Raw genomic sequence first — 15,959 nt, 5'->3', positions numbered from 1 at the left:
TTCGTGAACAACATGATCGGCGCGCCGGAATAAACGATCGCCCGGGTGGGATGTCAGGACAAGTACCTACTATTCGGTGCGGTACTTACCGACGGGTGTGCGAGCAGGTGGCGAAGCCGGTATGGGAGCGAAAAGGTTCGGGCCGTATTTCTGTGGGATCGATGCGGCGATGGATGTGATCGGTGGCAAGTGGAAAGGACTGATCCTGTGGGAGCTGGAGACCTTCGGTGTGCGCCGGTTCGGTGAACTGCGCCGCGGCCTGCCCGGCGTCTCGGAGAAGATGCTGATCCAGCAGCTGCGTGAGCTGGAGGAAGACGGCATCATCACCCGGGAGGTGTATCGCGAGGTACCGCCCCGCGTCGAATACCGGCTCACCGACCTGGGCCGCTCGCTCAATGCCGCCCTCGAGCCTCTCGGTGAATGGGGTCGGGCTCGAATCGATCGCATCGGGGCCGCCCGGGTGCGCCCGGTGAACACGGGCGCCGACGCCTGACGATGTCTCCGCCGGCCGGCCCCGCGCTCGGGCCACCCCGCGAACAGTGGATTGTCGGGTTCCGCCGGTTACCGACGGATACGCACGATTCCCGTTACCGTGCCCTGCCACAGCTCCCCCGTACCCGGTGGCGAGCCCGGCCATCTGCAAGGTGTCGGGGCCCACGTTCCTCGGTCACCGCAGGTGAAAAAAGGTTTGCGGCCGGAGTGGGCGACGTGTCAGAGTTGCGCTGCAACAGCGGGCAGTGAGGAGGTCGAGAACATGACGGTCGTTCGGATTGTCGTGTCGCGGCGAGCCGTGTCGGTCCACGCCGCCTCGTCGATCTCCCTTTCTGATTCCCCCCGCTGAACCCGGTCGGGTTCGGCGCCCGACGAAGGATTCCTCTCATCATGGTCGATTTCGACCTGCTCGTCCCTTACGGCTGGACGGAAGCCGTAGCCGCGGAATATATGCCGCTCATCGACCCGGACTGTGTTCCCGCGCGAGTGATCCGCATGGATCGCGGTGAATGCGATGTCGTAACCCCCACCGGTCCCGCGCGAGCGACGTGCCCGCGTTCGGATTCGGAGGTCAGCGGGTTGTGCACCGGCGACTGGGTGAGCGTCGATACCCACTCGTATGTGCGCGCCCTGCTGCCGCGTCGCTCGGCCATCACGCGCTCGGCGGTATCCGGGCGCTCGGAGAGCCAGATCCTGGCCGCCAATGTCGACACCGTGCTGATCTGCACCGCCGCCGACGGCGATGTGGATCTGGGGCGTATCGAACGCCTGCTCGCACTGGCCTGGGAGAGCGATGCCCGGCCGGTGGTGGTGCTCACGAAAGCGGATGCGGCCGAAAGCGTCCCGCTCGACGAAGTGCGCGCGGTCGCACCGGGCGCCACCGTGCTCGCGGTGAGCGCGACCGCACAGATCGGGCTCGATGTGCTCACCGCACTGCTCGACGGGACGGTCGCTCTGCTCGGGCCGTCCGGCGCGGGCAAGTCCACCCTGGCGAACGCGCTGCTGGGCGCGCAGGTGTACGCCACGAACGCGGTCCGCGTCGCCGACAAGAAGGGCCGACACACCACGGTGCATCGGGAACTGCGCCCGCTGCCCGGCGGCGGCACGCTCATCGACACCCCGGGATTGCGGGGTGTCGGGCTGTGGGACGCGGCCGAGGGAATCGGCCGGACCTTCAGCGATATCGAGGAGCTGGCGGCGCGGTGCCGGTTCGCCGATTGCGCACACGAAACCGAGCCGGGTTGCGCCGTGCGCGAGGCGGTGGAGTCCGGCGGGCTCACCCGGCGCCGGGTGGACAGCTACCGCAAGCTCGCCAGGGAGAACGCCTGGATGGCCGCGCGCACCGACAAGCGGCTGCGGGCCGAACGCGAGCGGATGTGGCGCGATGTCACCAAACAGCAGCGCCGGATGTACCGGGAGCGGGGTAACCGACGCTGACCCGAGTGGCCGGGGCACCGGGTTCCGGTGCCCCGCGCCTACTTCGGCACTTCGAGGACGCCTTCGTCCACGGCCCACTGGATGGTTTTCTGCAGCCGGTCGCAGGTGTCCGGCCGGCCGGGACCGTGGCCCTTGGCCTCGAGTTCGGCGAAGACCGGGCAGTGGGCGGCCGGGCTGTCGGTCCACTGCACCGAGGTCTGTCGCGCGCTGCTCTTGCGGACCAGTACTTCGGCCTGGCAGCCCTGGCACCGCAGGGGTGTGAGGCCGTCCTCCAGGTACCGCTGCCGGTCCACGACGGTCTGGGCCCGCAGCTCGGCCTGTCGTTCGGGCCGATCGGCGAAGTCGGGTGCTTTCGCCCAGGTGGGCATATCAGACACCCGCCTCCGCCTGGTCGGCGTCCGCCTGGGCCGCGGCGTCCTCGGCTTCCCGTTTGCGCCGCAGGTTCTCCGCGACCTCGGCTTCCCACGCCTCGTTGGCCTTGGTGGTGTCGACCTCGAACTCGAACCGCTGGGTCATCTTCTCGGTCACGTCCGCGATATCGACGTAGAACTGCTCGTACCAGCGACGCAACTGGTAGACGGGCCCGTCCTCCTCACACAGCAGCGGGTTCTCGACCTTGGACTTGTGCTTCCAGATCTCCACATCCTGCAGGAAGCCGTTGCCGAAGAAATCCGTCATGGTCTTCGCGATCTTCAGCGCGGACTTGTCGTCGATGCCTTTCGGCTTCTCGACGGACAGGCCCCACTGCAGCATGAACGAGTCCTGGGACACCGGATAGTGGCAGTTGATCAGGTTGACCTTGATCTCGTAGCCGCCGTAGCTGTTGGTCAGCGGGTTGATCATGTACGAGGGACCGAAGTAGGACGCCTCCGACTTCAGCAGTGTCTCGCCACCGTATTTGGCCGCCATACCGACATCCGGGCGCCCCTTGGTCTCCAGGAACTGGGTGGCGACATGCCCCTCGAAAACGTTCTTGAAGTAGGTCGGGAACGCGTAGTGGATATAGAAGAAGTGGGCCATATCCACCACGTTGTCGATGATCTCGCGGCAGTTGGCGCCCTCTACCAGCAGTGAGTTCCAGGTCCAGGGGGTCCAGCCGGAGTCCATCTCCTCGCGCGGGTTGCCGTCGGCGTCGGTGTACGGGCCTTCGATATAGGGAATCGTGACCTCGGGCGGCGGCTCGTTGCCCTCGTGGTCGTGCCAGACGAAGAACTGTCCGTTGCGTTCGAGCGTGGTCCAGCGACGGGTCCGGGCCAGCGGCGGAACACGGCGCGCATACGGAATCGAGGCGCATTTCCCATTGGCGCCCCAGCGCCAGTCGTGGAACGGGCAGGCGATGTCGTCACCCTTGATCTCACCCATGCTCAGATCCCCGCCCATATGCCGGCAGTAGGCGTCGAGCACATGCAGTTCACCCGCGCTGTCGGCCCAGACCACCAGTTTGGTGCCGAAGGCATGGACCGAGTGCGGTTTGCCGTCTCGGAACGACTCGGCCAGGCCGAGGCAATGCCATCCCCGTGCATACCGGGTGGGAGCGGTGCCCACATCGAGCTCCCGAACCTTCCCCTGTGGGGTTACTGCCATCGCAATTCCTCCTCCTTCATTACTAGAACACGTTACAAAACTGTCGCCCTTGACGCCAGCGATTCGCACCACATCCAGCAGAAGTCCAATAAAGTCGGGTAGGGAGCACCTGTTCTCGACATCAACAAGAACCTGTTCTAATCTCAGAGCAACGGCCGACAACGGGCCACCGGACCAACCGGTTACCAATCGACCAGGCAGGAGCAGGGCCGGAGATGACGCAAGAAGTGACCGAGCGGATCGAAGCGCTATTGCCAACGCTGCGCGCACGCGCGCAGGAGGCCGAGGACCTGCGGCGCATTCCCGACGAATCCATCAAAGACCTGCAGGAAACCGGTTTCTTCCGGCTGCTGCAGCCGCGCCGGTGGGGTGGGTACGCGGCCGATCCGGTCGTCTTCTACGACACCGTGCGCAAGATCGCCGGCGCCTGCGGTTCCACCGGCTGGGTGGCGGGCATCGTGGGCGTGCACAACTGGCACCTCGCGCTGTTCGGCCTGCAGGCCCAGGAAGAGGTGTGGGGCGAGGACACCGACGTCCGCATCTCCTCCTCGTACGCCCCGATGGGCGCGGGCACGGTCGTCGACGGCGGGTACCTGGTGAACGGGTCCTGGGCCTGGTCGTCGGGCTGTGACCACGCCGACTGGACCTTCGTCGGCGGGCCGGTGATCAAGGACGGCAAGCCGGTGGACTTCGGCAGCTTCCTGATCCCGCGCTCCGACTACCGGATCGACGATGTGTGGAATGTCGTCGGCCTGCGCGGCACGGGCTCCAACACCCTCGTGATCAAGGACGCCTTCGTTCCCAAACACCGGTTCCTGAGCTTCAAGGCCATGAACGATCTGGCTTCGCCGGGTCTCGAGCAGAACACCGATCCGGTGTACAAGATGCCGTGGGGCACCATCCACCCCACCACCATCTCCACCCCGATCGTCGGCATGGCCTACGGGGCCTACGAGGCGCACGTCGAACACCAGGGCAAGCGAGTCCGCGCCGCCTACGCCGGGGAGAAGGCCAAGGACGATCCGTTCGCCAAGGTTCGGGTGGCCGAGGCGTCCAGCGATATCGACGCCGCCTGGCGGCAGCTGTCCGGGAATGTCGCCGAGGAGTACGCGCTGCTGGTCGCCGGCAAGGAGATCCCGTTCGACCTGCGGCTGCGGGCCCGGCGCGACCAGGTGCGGGCCACCGGACGGGCCATCGCCTCGATCGACAAGCTGTTCGAGAGCTCCGGCGCCACCGCCCTGGCGAACGACACCCCGCTGCAGCGGTTCTGGCGGGACGCGCACGCCGGCCGGGTACACGCGGCCAACGATCCCGAACGGGCCTACGTCATGTACGGCAGCGGCGAATTCGGCCTACCCATCACCGACGGAATGGTGTGATGCGGTCGTGACGTCCACCACCGAACTCACCTACGAATCGACCTCGCGTTTCGCCCAGGTCCGCCCCGACCTGACACTGCACTACCACGAGGCGGGCGTCGGCAACGGCCCGACGATCGTGCTGCTGCACGGCGGCGGCCCCGGCGCCTCGTCGTGGTCGAACTTCGCCCACAACATCCCCGTGCTCGCCCAGGACTTCCATGTGATCGCGGTGGATCAGCCCGGATACGGCAGATCCGACAAACCGACCGAGCACCCGCAGTACTTCGTGCACAGCGCGTCGGCGCTGAAGGACCTGCTGAACACCCTGCAGATCACCGAGCGGGTCCACCTGCTCGGCAATTCGCTCGGCGGCGGCGCGGCAGTGCGGTTCGCGCTGGACTACCCCGACCGGGCAGGCAAACTGGTGCTGATGGGGCCCGGCGGGTTGAGCACCAACCTGTTCGCGCCGGACCCCACCGAGGGCGTCAAGCTGCTGGGCAAGTTCAACACCGAACCCACCCGGGAGAACCTCGAGGCGTTTCTGCGGATCATGGTGTTCGACCAGTCACTGGTCACCGAGGAACTCATCGAGGAGCGTTTCGCGTCGGCGAGCACCCCCGAGGCCTTGGCCGCGACCCGGGCCATGGGCAAATCGTTCGCCGGCGCCGACTTCGAGAAGGGCATGCTCTGGCGCGAGGCATACCGGCTGCGCCAACCGGTACTGCTGATCTGGGGCCGCGAGGACAGGGTCAACCCGCTCGACGGTGCCCTGGTGGCGCTCAAGACCATCCCCCGCGCGCAACTCCATGTGTTCGGCGGCTGCGGCCACTGGGCGCAGTTGGAGAAGTTCGCCGAATTCAACCGACTGGCAACGGACTTCCTGACCGGTTCCGGTAAGCAGGAGAAATAATCATGGGCATTCGCTCGCTCGGCTATCTGCGCATCGAGGCCACCGATATGGCGGCCTGGCGCGAATACGGTCTCAAGGTGCTCGGCATGGTGGAGGGCAAGGGCAACGACCCGAACGCGCTCTACCTGCGCATGGACGAATTCCCGGCCCGGCTGGTAATCGTTCCCGGCGAGAAGGACCGGCTGCAGATGTCCGGCTGGGAAACCGCCGATGCCGAAGAACTGCAGGACATCCGGGACCGCTTGGACGCCGCCGGTGTCTCCTACAAGGAGGGCTCCGCGGAGGACAAGGCGGACCGCCGGGTGTACGAGCTGATCCGCTTCGAGGACCCCTCCGGCAACGTCCTGGAGGCCTTCCACGGGGTGGCGCTGGAACACCGGCGGGTGGTGAGCCCCTACGGACACAGGTTCGTCACCGAGGAACAGGGCCTGGGCCATGTCGTGCTCAGCACCTCCGACGACCAGGCCGCGCTGGAGTTCTATCGCGACGTCCTCGGCTTCCGGCTGCGCGACTCGATGCGGCTGCCGCCGCAGGCGGTCGGCCGTCCCGCCGACGGCGACCCGGCCTGGCTGCGCTTCTTCGGCTGCAACCCACGGCACCACTCGCTGGCGTTCTTGCCCATGCCCACCCCCAGCGGCATCGTTCACCTCATGCTCGAGGTGGAGAACGCCGACGATGTGGGCCTGTGCCTGGACCGGGCACTGCGCAAGAAGGTGAAGATGTCGGCCACCCTCGGACGGCACGTCAACGACAAGATGCTGTCGTTCTATATGAAGACCCCCGGCGGATTCGATGTCGAATTCGGCTGCGAGGGGCTGGAGGTCGACGACCACAGCTGGATCGCCCGGGAATCCACCGCGGTGAGCCTGTGGGGCCACGATTTCAGCGTGGGATCGAAGTAGCGACAACCGAGGACGGGATGAACGTGACGGCAGCAGCGGAGCCGGCGGACTCGACCCACACGGAACTGACGGACCAGGCGGCACACCCCGCCATCGACGGTCGCCGGTTCCGCGACATACTGGGCCGGTTCTGCACCGGTATCACGGTGATCACCACCTTCACCGAAGAGCACAATCCGATCGGCTTCGCCTGCCAATCGTTCGCCGCGCTCTCCCTCGACCCGCCCCTGGTCCTCTTCTGCCCCACCAAGGGCTCCCGCTCCTGGGCGGCCATCGAGCACAATGGACGCTTCTGCGTCAATGTGCTCGCCGAAGAACAACAGCAGGTCTGCGCCCGGTTCGGTTCCCGCGAACCCGACAAGTTCGCCGGCACCCCCTGGCACACCTCGGGCCTGGAGCTACCGGTCCTGGACGACACCCTGGCCGCCATCCAGTGCGTGGTGGACCGGGTCGTCGACGGCGGCGATCACTACATCGTGATCGGCCGGGTGCTGGACCTGTCGGACTCGACCGCCTCCGACCGGCCGCTGTTGTTCTACCGCGGCCAGTACACCGCCATCGAACCGGAGAAGACCACCCCGGCCCCCTGGCGGGCCGACCTGGACCATTTCCTCACCACCACCACACTCGACACCTGGCTCTGATCGACGTCCTCCCATCCGCCTACCTCCAGGACCTTGTTCCATGTCGTGTACGGCGGCTCCGGATGGCACGGACGCACGGTTTCGCCGGCCGGGACGGCCCGAGAGAGGTGCCGGTCACTGGTAGGCGCAGACGGTCACAGCCGCCACATCGAAGAGCTCGAGAGAATGCCTTCTCGGCGTCAATCCGATATCCGATCCCGCATCGACGGTCGGTGACGAAGGACATCGTCCAGTGTGCGGATCAACTCGCCAACCCGTCCACCGCCATCCGGTGCCGCCGGAAAGCGCTCGAGAACGTCGACGACGACCGGCGTCGCACGATGCACCATTCGCTCAACGTGTTCGGCACCAACGGTCCGATCGCCACCAGCGGCAAGCTCGGCCGCTCTGGCCGCGTAGGCGCCTGCGCCGAGGATGTATTTGACCTGGGTGGCCCTGGGCAACGGATGCAGATAGGCAGAGCCTGCCGCGGACATCGCTGCCCACGCCGCATCGTGTGCAGCCGCGGTGTCCGCGCCCTCGGCCGCATCGATCGCCGCCCAAGCCGCGTCGCGCAGAGATTTCCCACGCTCACCACTCCGAGCGAACTCCCGTGCGGCACCGATCGCGTCTCGAGGCCGCGAGTCGTCGGGCCGCTCGGCCTCGTATATCTCGAGCACCACTTCCGCACACTCCGCGGCGAACGCGGTGACCTCACGAAGCTCCTGCTTGCTCAGAGCGATCTCGTCGGCTTCCCGTGCCATGCTTCCATCATCGACCGCTGCGCCGACCAATAAAAGCGGCATCGTCATGAGGTGATTTCCGGTCGGCATCGGTGACCGACTCGTGGAGCGCTACCGATCTTTCGGCCCGTGGTCGAGAGCACCACGGGTTACGACCGGGACCGGAGCAACGCTGTCGGTCGGTCCGAGCCGGGTGATCACGATTCGCGCGATCCGGTCCTCGGTGATATCGAAACGGATACCCGCCAGCGGATGGCCGCCCGGCGCGATCACCGCCCCGGGGCGGCCGTTCACGAGCAGCACGGTACTCGCGTGCACACGATCGGTGAAGTACCTGGTCTCCTCGGCCACCGCCCGCGCACCACGCACCTCGGCAACCACCCCCTCGGGCACTATGCCGAGGTCCACCGTCCGAACCACATCCGGCGCCATCAGCTCGACGAGTCGGTCCATATCACCGCCGCGGGCAGCCGCGAGAAAGGCATCCACGATCCCGGCGTGGCCGACGATCTCATCGGCGTCGGCGTCCATATCGGACTCCCGCAACCGGAGCCTGGCCCGGCTGCCCAGTTTCTTGGCGTTGGTCGGCGAGGTGTCCAGTACGGTGGCGATCCGGTCGAACGGCACATCGAACAGGTCGTGCAACACATAGGCCACCCGCTGGGTGGGCGTGAGCCGGTCGAGCACCACCAGCAATGCACGCGAGACGTCCTCGCGGCGCAGGAACTCCTCGTCGGTGGCGAGGTGTTCGCCCGGGATGGCGTCGGTGAGCAGCGGCAATTCGCCCCGCCGCTCCCGCGCGCGCAGCTGGTCGAGGCACAGCCGCGCGGTCACCGTGGTGAACCACCCGTCCGGGTTCTCGACCACAGCCTGTTCAGCGGTCTGTGTGCGGAGCCATGTCGTCTGAACGGCATCCTCGGCATCGTGCACAGAACCCAGGATGCGGTGGGCAAGAGAGAGCAGCCGTGGTCTGGCCGCCTCGAAATCGTCGATCAATTCCATATCGGTGGTCACCTTCCGTGCGTGCGGAACGTCAGAACGGTCGACCAACCACACAACGCAGGACCGAACATGGAGGAGCGCCCCTGATGAGCATACAAATCGTCCGGTTCCACACCGACACACAACACATCGCCGAAGTCGAGGAAGCGATAGGCAGGGTCTTCGGCCCGGTAACGCCGCACGTCCTCGGGAGGTACGCCGCATGACCGACACAGTGCTGGTGTCGTCGGCCGTCGTAGCAGCGGTGTGCATCGCCGCCAATGTCTTCATCGTCGTGGCCGACCTGCTGCGAGCCGATTTCGTCATGGCGAATTCCGCCGAGGTCGGCCTGCGACCGACGGCGGTGCCCTACCTCGCATTCCTCAAGGGCGCCGGTGCCGTCGGGCTGATGGGCGGATTCGCCGGCATGGGCACTCTCGGGCTGGCCGCGGCCGTGGGCTTGGTCCTGTTCTATGTCGGGGCGGTCATGGCCCATATCCGTGCCCGGGTCTTCCACAACATCGGATTCCCATTGCTGTTTCTGCTCCTGGCCTCGGGCGCGCTCACCTACTTCTCCCTGGCCGCCCGCTGATATCCCCGCGCACCGCGCGGGCCGCCGGCGTCCGCAGCGGCCCGCGCCTGTCCGGTGCCGGAGGGAGCGCGCCGAACCTCGCCCGAACACGAGGCCTACATGGTACGTTCGCTGGTCAAAGGAGAAAATACAGGGTGAGCACCACGACAACGCTGCCCAGGACACCGGCGCCGACCTCCACGAGAAGGTAGCCGTTCGAGTACGTCCCCTGCCTCCACATCGCCCAGATCGGAGCGAAAACCCGCAACGCCGCCATGAACACGGCCAAGGCCAGTGCTCCGATCGGCCCGGGCATCGGCAACAGTGGGTGCAACCAGGCATATCCGATGGTCAGGATGTAGACCTCGATCTGGCTGCCCAGAAACTGAACGGACAGCGAGGTATGCCCGGATCCGCCATTCGCCCCGGCCGCGCGCACCGCGTGGTGTGCGGCATGGATTCGTGCCACCCAGGGATTCCCGTACAGAACCGCCATAGCGGCCGTGTGGACCAGTCCCGCGACCAGGCCCCACACCAGTATTTCTACCGCAACCATTTCCCTCGTTTCGACGGGCCGAGAACCGGCCCGGGAATACCGGGCGGCCATTGGCATATGTGACGGTACCCGGTGAACCGGTATCGGTTTCACTTCGGAACAAGTGCCCCGCCGTGATAGCGCACCGCGGGGTTCCAGAGGAAGAAGCCATCGATCCCGGCCGCGTGGGTAGCGTCGATCTGTGCACGCACCTCGGCATCCTCGTATGCCACACCGAAGCTGAAATCCCGCAGCCACGGGACGACCTCGGCGCCGGTGTTCTCGGTGCAGGCAGCGAAGTCCCGCAGGGAACGGAGGATGATCTCGTAGGGCATGCGGTTCGGGTCCGGCACCCCGTATTCGCCGGCGTTCCAGTGCGAGGGGCAGAGCATCGGTGCGGCGAAGTCCACGTAGCGGGAGATGAGGGGAATGTCCTGAGCGATCTGGTGCGGGCGGCCGTGGTGCCACGCCCAGGCCGCCAGGGTGGGATCGCGGAAGGCCACGATCCGGCACCTCGGCTCTGCCGGCGCCGATACCGGCCGCCACCAGCAGAACCACCCGGTCGCAATGACCACCAACCATCGCCGGTTCCCGGACCGAACCCGCATGAGCAAGACACACACCAACTTTCACCGACACCGCACGTCCACTATCACCGTCGGGCGTCGCGGACGATCGCTTTCGCGCAAGGTGCATCGGAAACTGTTGCCGCTGCGTAATACTCGGGTGATATTGCGATACCCGGGCCGATCGACCAGGCGGGTCTGGACACCTCATCGGCTCGCCTGACCAGCGAAGAACGCATTCGATTCACCGAGTTCGTTTCGCCCGACGTGCTCGGTCACGCACGTGATCCGGATGTACCCCGGCAATCCTCCAATGTTCGCCGCCCGTCGACAGGAAGCAGATGACCTGGGTCCCCGAAGGGGTTTATCTCTCCGGCATGGAGGACGAACCGGTTCTGTTCGAGGGTGAAGTGCTGGTTGGTTCGCAGGTCGTACACCTACAACTTGCTGGTCCGAGGCCGCTCGCCGGAAGGGTTCGCAGATGGGCCGGCGTCGGCGATCGACTATTTCTCATGGAGCCCCCGTGCGTCACCGCGCAACGGTCCGCAGACGCAGCTTCCGGGGACGCAATTCGGTTGACACGGTAGTGCCCACCTTGTCGCCGGGCAGGGTTTGCAACCGCCACCGGGCGGCGATGGTGGCGAGCGCGAGCGTTGCCTCGGTCATCACGAAATTGTCGCCGATACATTTGCGGGGTCCGCTTGCGAAGGGCACGAATGGATCGTGCATGGGCCCGGGGGCGTTCGAGGATGGTAGCCACCGCTCGGGGTCGAATCGGTCAGGGTTGGGGTAGAGGTCGGCTCGGTGGTGGATAAGATAAGGGCTGTACACGATGGTGGTGCCCGCCGTGATGGTGTAGCCGTTCAGCTCGGTATCGACGGTGGCGGCTCGGGTAAGGATCCAGGCGGGCGGCGTGTCGCGAAGCGTTTCGAGCAGGATGCGGCGGGTGAGGTCGAGCCTCGGTAGATCGTCGTGTGTGGCGGCTCGGCCGGCGAGTACGGTATCGATCTCCTCATGCAGCTGCTGTTCGATGCCGGGGTGGTTCGCCACGTGAGAGACAGCCCAAGCCATGGCGCTGGCCGCCGTCGCGATCCCTGCTATGAAAAAGGTCGTGATGTTGTCGATTATCTCTGTGTCGGACAACGCCTCATGGTGGTCGCGTGCGGCCACCATCGCCGAAAGCAGGTCGTCGTAGGACCGGTCGGCAGCGCGGCGGTCGGCGATGATCTCGGCCAGGGCCCGCCGCAGACGGGCACGCGCGATTTCGTACCGGCGGTTGGACCGGATCGGAAGATCCCGCAACAGTGACGGCATGAACATTCGACGGTAGAAACCTGCCATAACCGTCTGGACATCGGAACTCACCTGGCGAAGCGCCGACCGTGACAGCCCCTCGGAGAACAGGGCGGCCGCAACAGAATTCGCGGCAATCGTCGACATATCGCCGAGAACGTCGATGACGCTGCCGTTCCGCCACGAGCCGGTAACCTCAACGATCGCGGCTTCCATTCTGTGGGCGTAACCAGGTATGCGCGTGTGGTGGAATGCAGGCTGCAGCAAGCGCCGCTGTCTCCGATGCTTGTCATACGCGCAGGAGGCGACACCATCGCCCACTGCTTCGCGTACCCGCTCGAAAAATGGTCCTCCCTTCGCGAACGTTCGATCGTCGTGCAGTACCTGATGGGTCAGCTGTGGCGTGCAGACCACGATCGCTTTCGCCGGACCGAGACGAATCTCGACCAGGTCACCGCACTCCGGCAGCCTGGACAGGAATTGGGTTGGATTGCGCAGCATCGCCACGGCGTGCCCGAGAACCGGCAGGGAGCCCGGCGCCAGGGGAATGGAACTCGACAAGTCGGCCGTGCTTGCGCTCACTGTTCTCGACCTTCTTCCACATAGAGCGGGCGCGCCGGATCTTCCCATGATTCGAGCTGGTAGCGACTGGACTCGTCGTGGAAGTAGTAGACCGACGAAATCCAGTTGCGCATGTTGAACAGGCACCGATCCACTCCGGCTCGCAAGCCGGGGTCGGCGCCGATATCGTCCAGCAGCTGTCCGACGTCGCCTTCGTGATCCCGGTAATTCACGATCCTTTGCTCGATCCTCCGGGCCACCTCGCCGGCAGCCTCGTGCACAGTCAATCCCTCATGGTGCGCAAGGACGATACCAAGGTTGTGAAAGTCCCCCGCCGCCAATTCCTTCGGCATCGAATGCAGGTCGTTGTACCAGGCCGAGAACTCCTGAGACGCCAGCCCGGCCTCACGGTACGGCGAGCTCGAATACACGCAAGAAGGCAGCTCGTACCCGGCAGCGAGTTCGAGCAAGTCGATCCACACCCACATGCCGAACGTGTGTCGACGCAGAGCGAGATAGTCCCCGACGGTCGGCACGGAGTCGGTGGTGCGATTGCGGTATTCCTGGTCGTAGGCGTCGATCGTGGAATGAAAGTGGGTGATGAACCGGGCATTCCAGTCATCACTGAACGGTTCGAAGAACCGGACCACGCAGTCGCAGAACGCGCTGATCAGCGGATCGGGGTCGTTGATGTGGCGGTGTGGGGTGTCGAGGGCCGCGTGCAGGCCGTCTCGCAGCCGTGACCACCCCTCCTGCCTCCGGTTGACTACGTCGAGGTTGTGACGGTCATCCCATACGAAGAACCAGAGACTGAAATCGTTGATGGTGTTCAGGACGGGTAGAGGGGCGCCGACGTAATAGCCGCCGATCAGGTCCGTGTATCGCAAGTCGTCGAAGTAGGCGGTCGCCCGGTCCGGCTTCATGAGCGTGTGCGCCACGGTCCAGCATCGGGTATGCCACTGGGCGAGATCCTGCTGACGGTGCCGGTTACGCGGGAAAGGCATCTCGATACGGGGAAGGTGCCGTCGCTCGAAGACCGCGGTCACGGGTACTCCAATCCTGGGAGTTGCATCATTGCGCCCCGGTCGAGAGGAACCGACTCGGCGGTAGGGCACACCCGTAAATGGTAAATCCGCCAGACCGGCGGACACCGAACTACTTTGGCGCCACCAGATCTGGGATTTCGTCGTCCAGTTGGAGTAGAACACCGATCGACCGAGGCGGTGGAAGGCAGTCGTTGCAGGTCCTGTGGCGTTGACCGTGTTGCCCACCACAGCGACCACCACTACCTCCCGCACACCGACAAGCCACGTCGGCGCATGTCCGCACGCGAACACGGCACAGGGCGCACCCTGCCCGCGACGCTCACCGCGATCCGGTTCAAGGTCTTCACAAAAACTAATTTTTATGCAATAGTTAATTTTGTGAGGGAAGTTGTCTACCTCGACTCCGTCGAGGTAGCGGAAGCCCTGCTGAAACCGCAGCGCATCGAGATCATCCGCGCCCTGGCCCAGCCGGCCACCTGTGCCGACGTGGCCAAGCTTCTCGACCAATCACCGCAACGGGTCAACTACCACGTCAAGCGCCTGGTGGAGCACGGACTGGTACGCCAGATTGCCGAACGCACCGTACGCAACCTGCGCGAAGTCATCTACCAGGCTGCGGGGCGTTCCTATTGGCTCTCGCCCGGACTCGTCGGCCACATCGGCGGACGCCGGCCGAGCGACGCGATCAGTCTCGGGCATCTGCTCGACCTCGCCGAAGAGGTGCAACAAGATGTCGCCGGGATCGATCTCGCGCATCCCGACCTCCCATCGCTGGGGATCTCAGGCGAGATCCGCATCCGGCCCGATCAACGCGGCGAGTTTCTGACCGAACTCCAGTCGGCACTACAAGCACTGTTCACCAAGTACGGCGGCAGCGACGGAGACTCCTTCAAGCTCGCTGTCGCCTGCTATCCACGAATCATGACCGAACCACTCATCGTCACGGTACGCACCACTGCGTCTCCCACCGAGGCGTTCCAGGCCATCACCTCCCCCGAAGCCGTCGCCGAATGGCTCGCCGAGAAGGCCGAGATCGAGCTCCCACACCGCTACACTTTCTGGGGTCCTTCCGTCCCCGAAGGGGATGCACCACATCAAGAGCTGGTCGCCACCACCGACTCTTCCCTCAGCTTCCGCTGGCTGCTGGACGGCGAGCAGACCACCACCGACATCGCGGTCGGCGTCGAAAACGGCGAAACGCGTGTGACTGTCACCCAGAGCCATTTCGACTTCAACGACATCATCACCGGCGCAAGCATCCGCGGCGTCCTGCAGACATTCTGGACACTGTCGCTGGCAAACCTTGTGGATTACCTCGAGGGCAGGCCACTCACTCCCCGCGGCGACTTCACCAGCACCGACCTGAGCGTGGATGTCGACATCCTCGCGCCCCCCGCAGAGGTTTACGACTCCTTGGTCAACTCCGAGAAGGTCTCGGCGCGGTTCGGCTTCCTTGTAGAGATCGAACCACGGGTAGGCGGTCGATTCGCCATGGGCGGAATCGAGGACAACCCGCACCCCGCGATCATCGTGGACCTGGTTCCCGGAGAGCGGGTCGGCATCAACTGGGGACCCGGCGGAATCAACACCTGGCAGCTCGACGGCTCCGAAGGCAAAACCCACCTGACCCTGGTCTCGAGCGGCTTCGACCAGAACAACCCACCCTTCCCCGCGTGGCTCGGAATGCTCGCCGCCGTCGCCGAATTGCGCCGTTACCACGAAATCGACAACTGGACACCCACCGCCGTCGCCGCGTAATCGACGCCAACCAAGGACACCGCCATGGACAACCAGGTCACCGACTACATCTCGAAAACACAACCCTGGCAGGCCGCGCTCTGCGAGCAACTTCGCCAACTCATCCGCGACACCCTGCCCGAGGCCGAGGAACGCCTGCAGTACGGCAAACCTCACTATCTGATCAACGGTCACTACGCCGCTGTCATCGATGCGTCGCGGGGCAAAGTATCGTTCATGATCTTCAACGCCACCGATATCCCCGAGGTCAAGGGGTTTCTCCGAAAACTCGGCAATGGTGAACGCAAGGCCGTCACGTTCACCGAAGGCCAAGAAGCCGACCGCGCTCGGCTGGCCGACTTGCTCACCAGATCGGTGTCCGCAATTCGCTGAAGGCCGGGAAGTACTCCGCCGGACGTGTCCGCAGCGATCACTCCTGAGCAGCGGACACGTCCGGCGAATTGTTTGCCACGCAGTACGGTCGTCGTGCCGACCGCAGGCGGCGCACCCGGCGTGGACGAGACACGGTTCCACAATTGCCGAGCCGCGGCCGACCCGATCCACCAGGTTGTTCCAGAGGTCGGTGTACCGCCGGTGAACTAAATCCGGTAGACCGG

Annotated in this window: 17 protein-coding genes; 9 read left to right on the top strand and 8 right to left on the bottom strand. The window is 65.2% G+C overall.

Translation table 11 applies throughout. The features are described 5' to 3' along the window. Window positions 1-121: 121 nt before the first annotated feature. Complete coding sequence (locus ON20_RS01945; protein WP_040833098.1) at window positions 122-493, top strand: winged helix-turn-helix transcriptional regulator; 372 nt, start codon at window positions 122-124, stop codon at window positions 491-493. 389 nt (window positions 494-882) lie between these two features. Beyond that, window positions 883-1,929, top strand: coding sequence for a ribosome small subunit-dependent GTPase A (gene rsgA / locus ON20_RS01940; protein ID WP_040833097.1), 1,047 nt, complete (start codon window positions 883-885; stop codon window positions 1,927-1,929). Window positions 1,930-1,967: 38 nt separating this feature from the next. Here the strand turns inward: rsgA and ON20_RS01935 are convergent, their stop codons facing one another. Together ON20_RS01935 and ON20_RS01930 are read right to left on the bottom strand one after the other, a co-directional pair. Continuing rightward, window positions 1,968-2,297, bottom strand: a complete 330-nt coding sequence (locus tag ON20_RS01935) for a hypothetical protein (RefSeq protein WP_040833096.1) — start codon at window positions 2,295-2,297, stop codon at window positions 1,968-1,970. Between the two features lies 1 nt (window position 2,298). Beyond that, complete coding sequence (locus ON20_RS01930; protein ID WP_040833095.1) at window positions 2,299-3,513, bottom strand: 3-ketosteroid-9-alpha-monooxygenase, oxygenase component; 1,215 nt, start codon at window positions 3,511-3,513, stop codon at window positions 2,299-2,301. Window positions 3,514-3,728: 215 nt separating this feature from the next. On the opposite strand from ON20_RS01930, the gene hsaA reads away from it, so the two are divergent. The 4 genes from hsaA (at window position 3,729) to hsaB (ending at window position 7,330) form a co-directional block, all read left to right on the top strand. Continuing rightward, entirely contained in the window at window positions 3,729-4,892 is a 1,164-nt protein-coding gene (gene hsaA / locus ON20_RS01925; RefSeq protein WP_040833094.1) for a 3-hydroxy-9,10-secoandrosta-1,3,5(10)-triene-9,17-dione monooxygenase oxygenase subunit, read from the top strand. Window positions 4,893-4,899: 7 nt separating this feature from the next. Beyond that, on the top strand, window positions 4,900-5,784 hold the full coding sequence (hsaD, locus tag ON20_RS01920; protein ID WP_040833093.1) for a 4,5:9,10-diseco-3-hydroxy-5,9,17-trioxoandrosta-1(10),2-diene-4-oate hydrolase: 885 nt from the start codon (window positions 4,900-4,902) through the stop codon (window positions 5,782-5,784). Window positions 5,785-5,786: 2 nt separating this feature from the next. Next, window positions 5,787-6,686 carry an iron-dependent extradiol dioxygenase HsaC gene (hsaC, locus tag ON20_RS01915; RefSeq protein ID WP_040833092.1) on the top strand — a complete coding sequence of 300 codons (900 nt, stop codon included), beginning with the start codon at window positions 5,787-5,789 and terminating at the stop codon, window positions 6,684-6,686. A 65-nt stretch (window positions 6,687-6,751) separates the two neighbouring features. Continuing rightward, window positions 6,752-7,330 carry a 3-hydroxy-9,10-secoandrosta-1,3,5(10)-triene-9,17-dione monooxygenase reductase subunit gene (gene hsaB / locus ON20_RS01910; RefSeq protein ID WP_040833119.1) on the top strand — a complete coding sequence of 193 codons (579 nt, stop codon included), beginning with the start codon at window positions 6,752-6,754 and terminating at the stop codon, window positions 7,328-7,330. Window positions 7,331-7,509: 179 nt separating this feature from the next. On the opposite strand, the gene ON20_RS01905 is transcribed toward hsaB, so the two are convergent. Next, complete coding sequence (locus ON20_RS01905; RefSeq protein WP_040833118.1) at window positions 7,510-8,073, bottom strand: putative immunity protein; 564 nt, start codon at window positions 8,071-8,073, stop codon at window positions 7,510-7,512. A 90-nt stretch (window positions 8,074-8,163) separates the two neighbouring features. After that, window positions 8,164-9,054 carry a sigma-70 family RNA polymerase sigma factor gene (locus ON20_RS01900; protein WP_051161427.1) on the bottom strand — a complete coding sequence of 297 codons (891 nt, stop codon included), beginning with the start codon at window positions 9,052-9,054 and terminating at the stop codon, window positions 8,164-8,166. A gap of 202 nt (window positions 9,055-9,256) precedes the next feature. Between ON20_RS01900 and ON20_RS01895 the strand changes: the two genes are divergently transcribed. After that, a complete protein-coding gene (locus ON20_RS01895; protein ID WP_040833091.1) occupies window positions 9,257-9,625 on the top strand; it encodes a DoxX family protein in 369 nt (122 codons plus the stop codon). Window positions 9,626-9,740: 115 nt separating this feature from the next. Here ON20_RS01895 and ON20_RS01890 read toward each other — a convergent pair whose 3' ends face one another. From ON20_RS01890 to ON20_RS38465, 4 genes are all read right to left on the bottom strand, one after another. Then, window positions 9,741-10,160 (bottom strand): hypothetical protein, encoded by a 420-nt coding sequence (locus ON20_RS01890; protein WP_157228644.1) that lies wholly within the window; start codon window positions 10,158-10,160, stop codon window positions 9,741-9,743. 89 nt (window positions 10,161-10,249) lie between these two features. Continuing rightward, the gene (locus ON20_RS01885) at window positions 10,250-10,642 is read right to left on the bottom strand and encodes a putative glycoside hydrolase (RefSeq protein ID WP_040833089.1); all 393 of its coding nucleotides are present in this window, start codon (window positions 10,640-10,642) and stop codon (window positions 10,250-10,252) included. A 591-nt stretch (window positions 10,643-11,233) separates the two neighbouring features. After that, window positions 11,234-12,580 carry a cytochrome P450 gene (locus ON20_RS01875; RefSeq protein WP_245546947.1) on the bottom strand — a complete coding sequence of 449 codons (1,347 nt, stop codon included), beginning with the start codon at window positions 12,578-12,580 and terminating at the stop codon, window positions 11,234-11,236. Further along, the gene (locus ON20_RS38465; protein WP_245546945.1) at window positions 12,577-14,112 is read right to left on the bottom strand and encodes a terpene synthase family protein; all 1,536 of its coding nucleotides are present in this window, start codon (window positions 14,110-14,112) and stop codon (window positions 12,577-12,579) included. Before ON20_RS38465 ends, ON20_RS01875 begins: the two co-directional genes overlap by 4 nt. On the opposite strand from ON20_RS38465, the gene ON20_RS38460 reads away from it, so the two are divergent. Then, on the top strand, window positions 14,092-15,363 hold the full coding sequence (locus tag ON20_RS38460; RefSeq protein ID WP_368853915.1) for an SRPBCC domain-containing protein: 1,272 nt from the start codon (window positions 14,092-14,094) through the stop codon (window positions 15,361-15,363). The two genes, ON20_RS38465 and ON20_RS38460, sit on opposite strands and share 21 nt — an antisense overlap. Before the next feature lie 24 nt (window positions 15,364-15,387). Continuing rightward, complete coding sequence (locus tag ON20_RS01855; RefSeq protein WP_040833087.1) at window positions 15,388-15,735, top strand: DUF1801 domain-containing protein; 348 nt, start codon at window positions 15,388-15,390, stop codon at window positions 15,733-15,735. Window positions 15,736-15,959: the final 224 nt, after the last annotated feature.

The organism is Nocardia brevicatena NBRC 12119, assembly GCF_000308495.1.
Lineage (GTDB): Bacteria > Actinomycetota > Actinomycetes > Mycobacteriales > Mycobacteriaceae > Nocardia > Nocardia brevicatena.
This window is presented reverse-complemented; position numbering and strand designations above follow the sequence as displayed.

Coding starts and splice junctions, on each gene's coding strand:
- ON20_RS01935 (WP_040833096.1), bottom strand. CDS start 2,297: ATGCCCACCTGGGCGAAAGCACCCGACTTCGCCGATCGGCCCGAACGA.
- rsgA (WP_040833097.1), top strand. CDS start 883: ATGGTCGATTTCGACCTGCTCGTCCCTTACGGCTGGACGGAAGCCGTA.
- ON20_RS01905 (WP_040833118.1), bottom strand. CDS start 8,073: ATGGCACGGGAAGCCGACGAGATCGCTCTGAGCAAGCAGGAGCTTCGT.
- hsaC (WP_040833092.1), top strand. CDS start 5,787: ATGGGCATTCGCTCGCTCGGCTATCTGCGCATCGAGGCCACCGATATG.
- ON20_RS01900 (WP_051161427.1), bottom strand. CDS start 9,054: ATGGAATTGATCGACGATTTCGAGGCGGCCAGACCACGGCTGCTCTCT.
- hsaA (WP_040833094.1), top strand. CDS start 3,729: ATGACGCAAGAAGTGACCGAGCGGATCGAAGCGCTATTGCCAACGCTG.
- ON20_RS01895 (WP_040833091.1), top strand. CDS start 9,257: ATGACCGACACAGTGCTGGTGTCGTCGGCCGTCGTAGCAGCGGTGTGC.
- ON20_RS01945 (WP_040833098.1), top strand. CDS start 122: ATGGGAGCGAAAAGGTTCGGGCCGTATTTCTGTGGGATCGATGCGGCG.
- ON20_RS01930 (WP_040833095.1), bottom strand. CDS start 3,513: ATGGCAGTAACCCCACAGGGGAAGGTTCGGGAGCTCGATGTGGGCACC.
- ON20_RS01890 (WP_157228644.1), bottom strand. CDS start 10,160: ATGGTTGCGGTAGAAATACTGGTGTGGGGCCTGGTCGCGGGACTGGTC.
- ON20_RS01855 (WP_040833087.1), top strand. CDS start 15,388: ATGGACAACCAGGTCACCGACTACATCTCGAAAACACAACCCTGGCAG.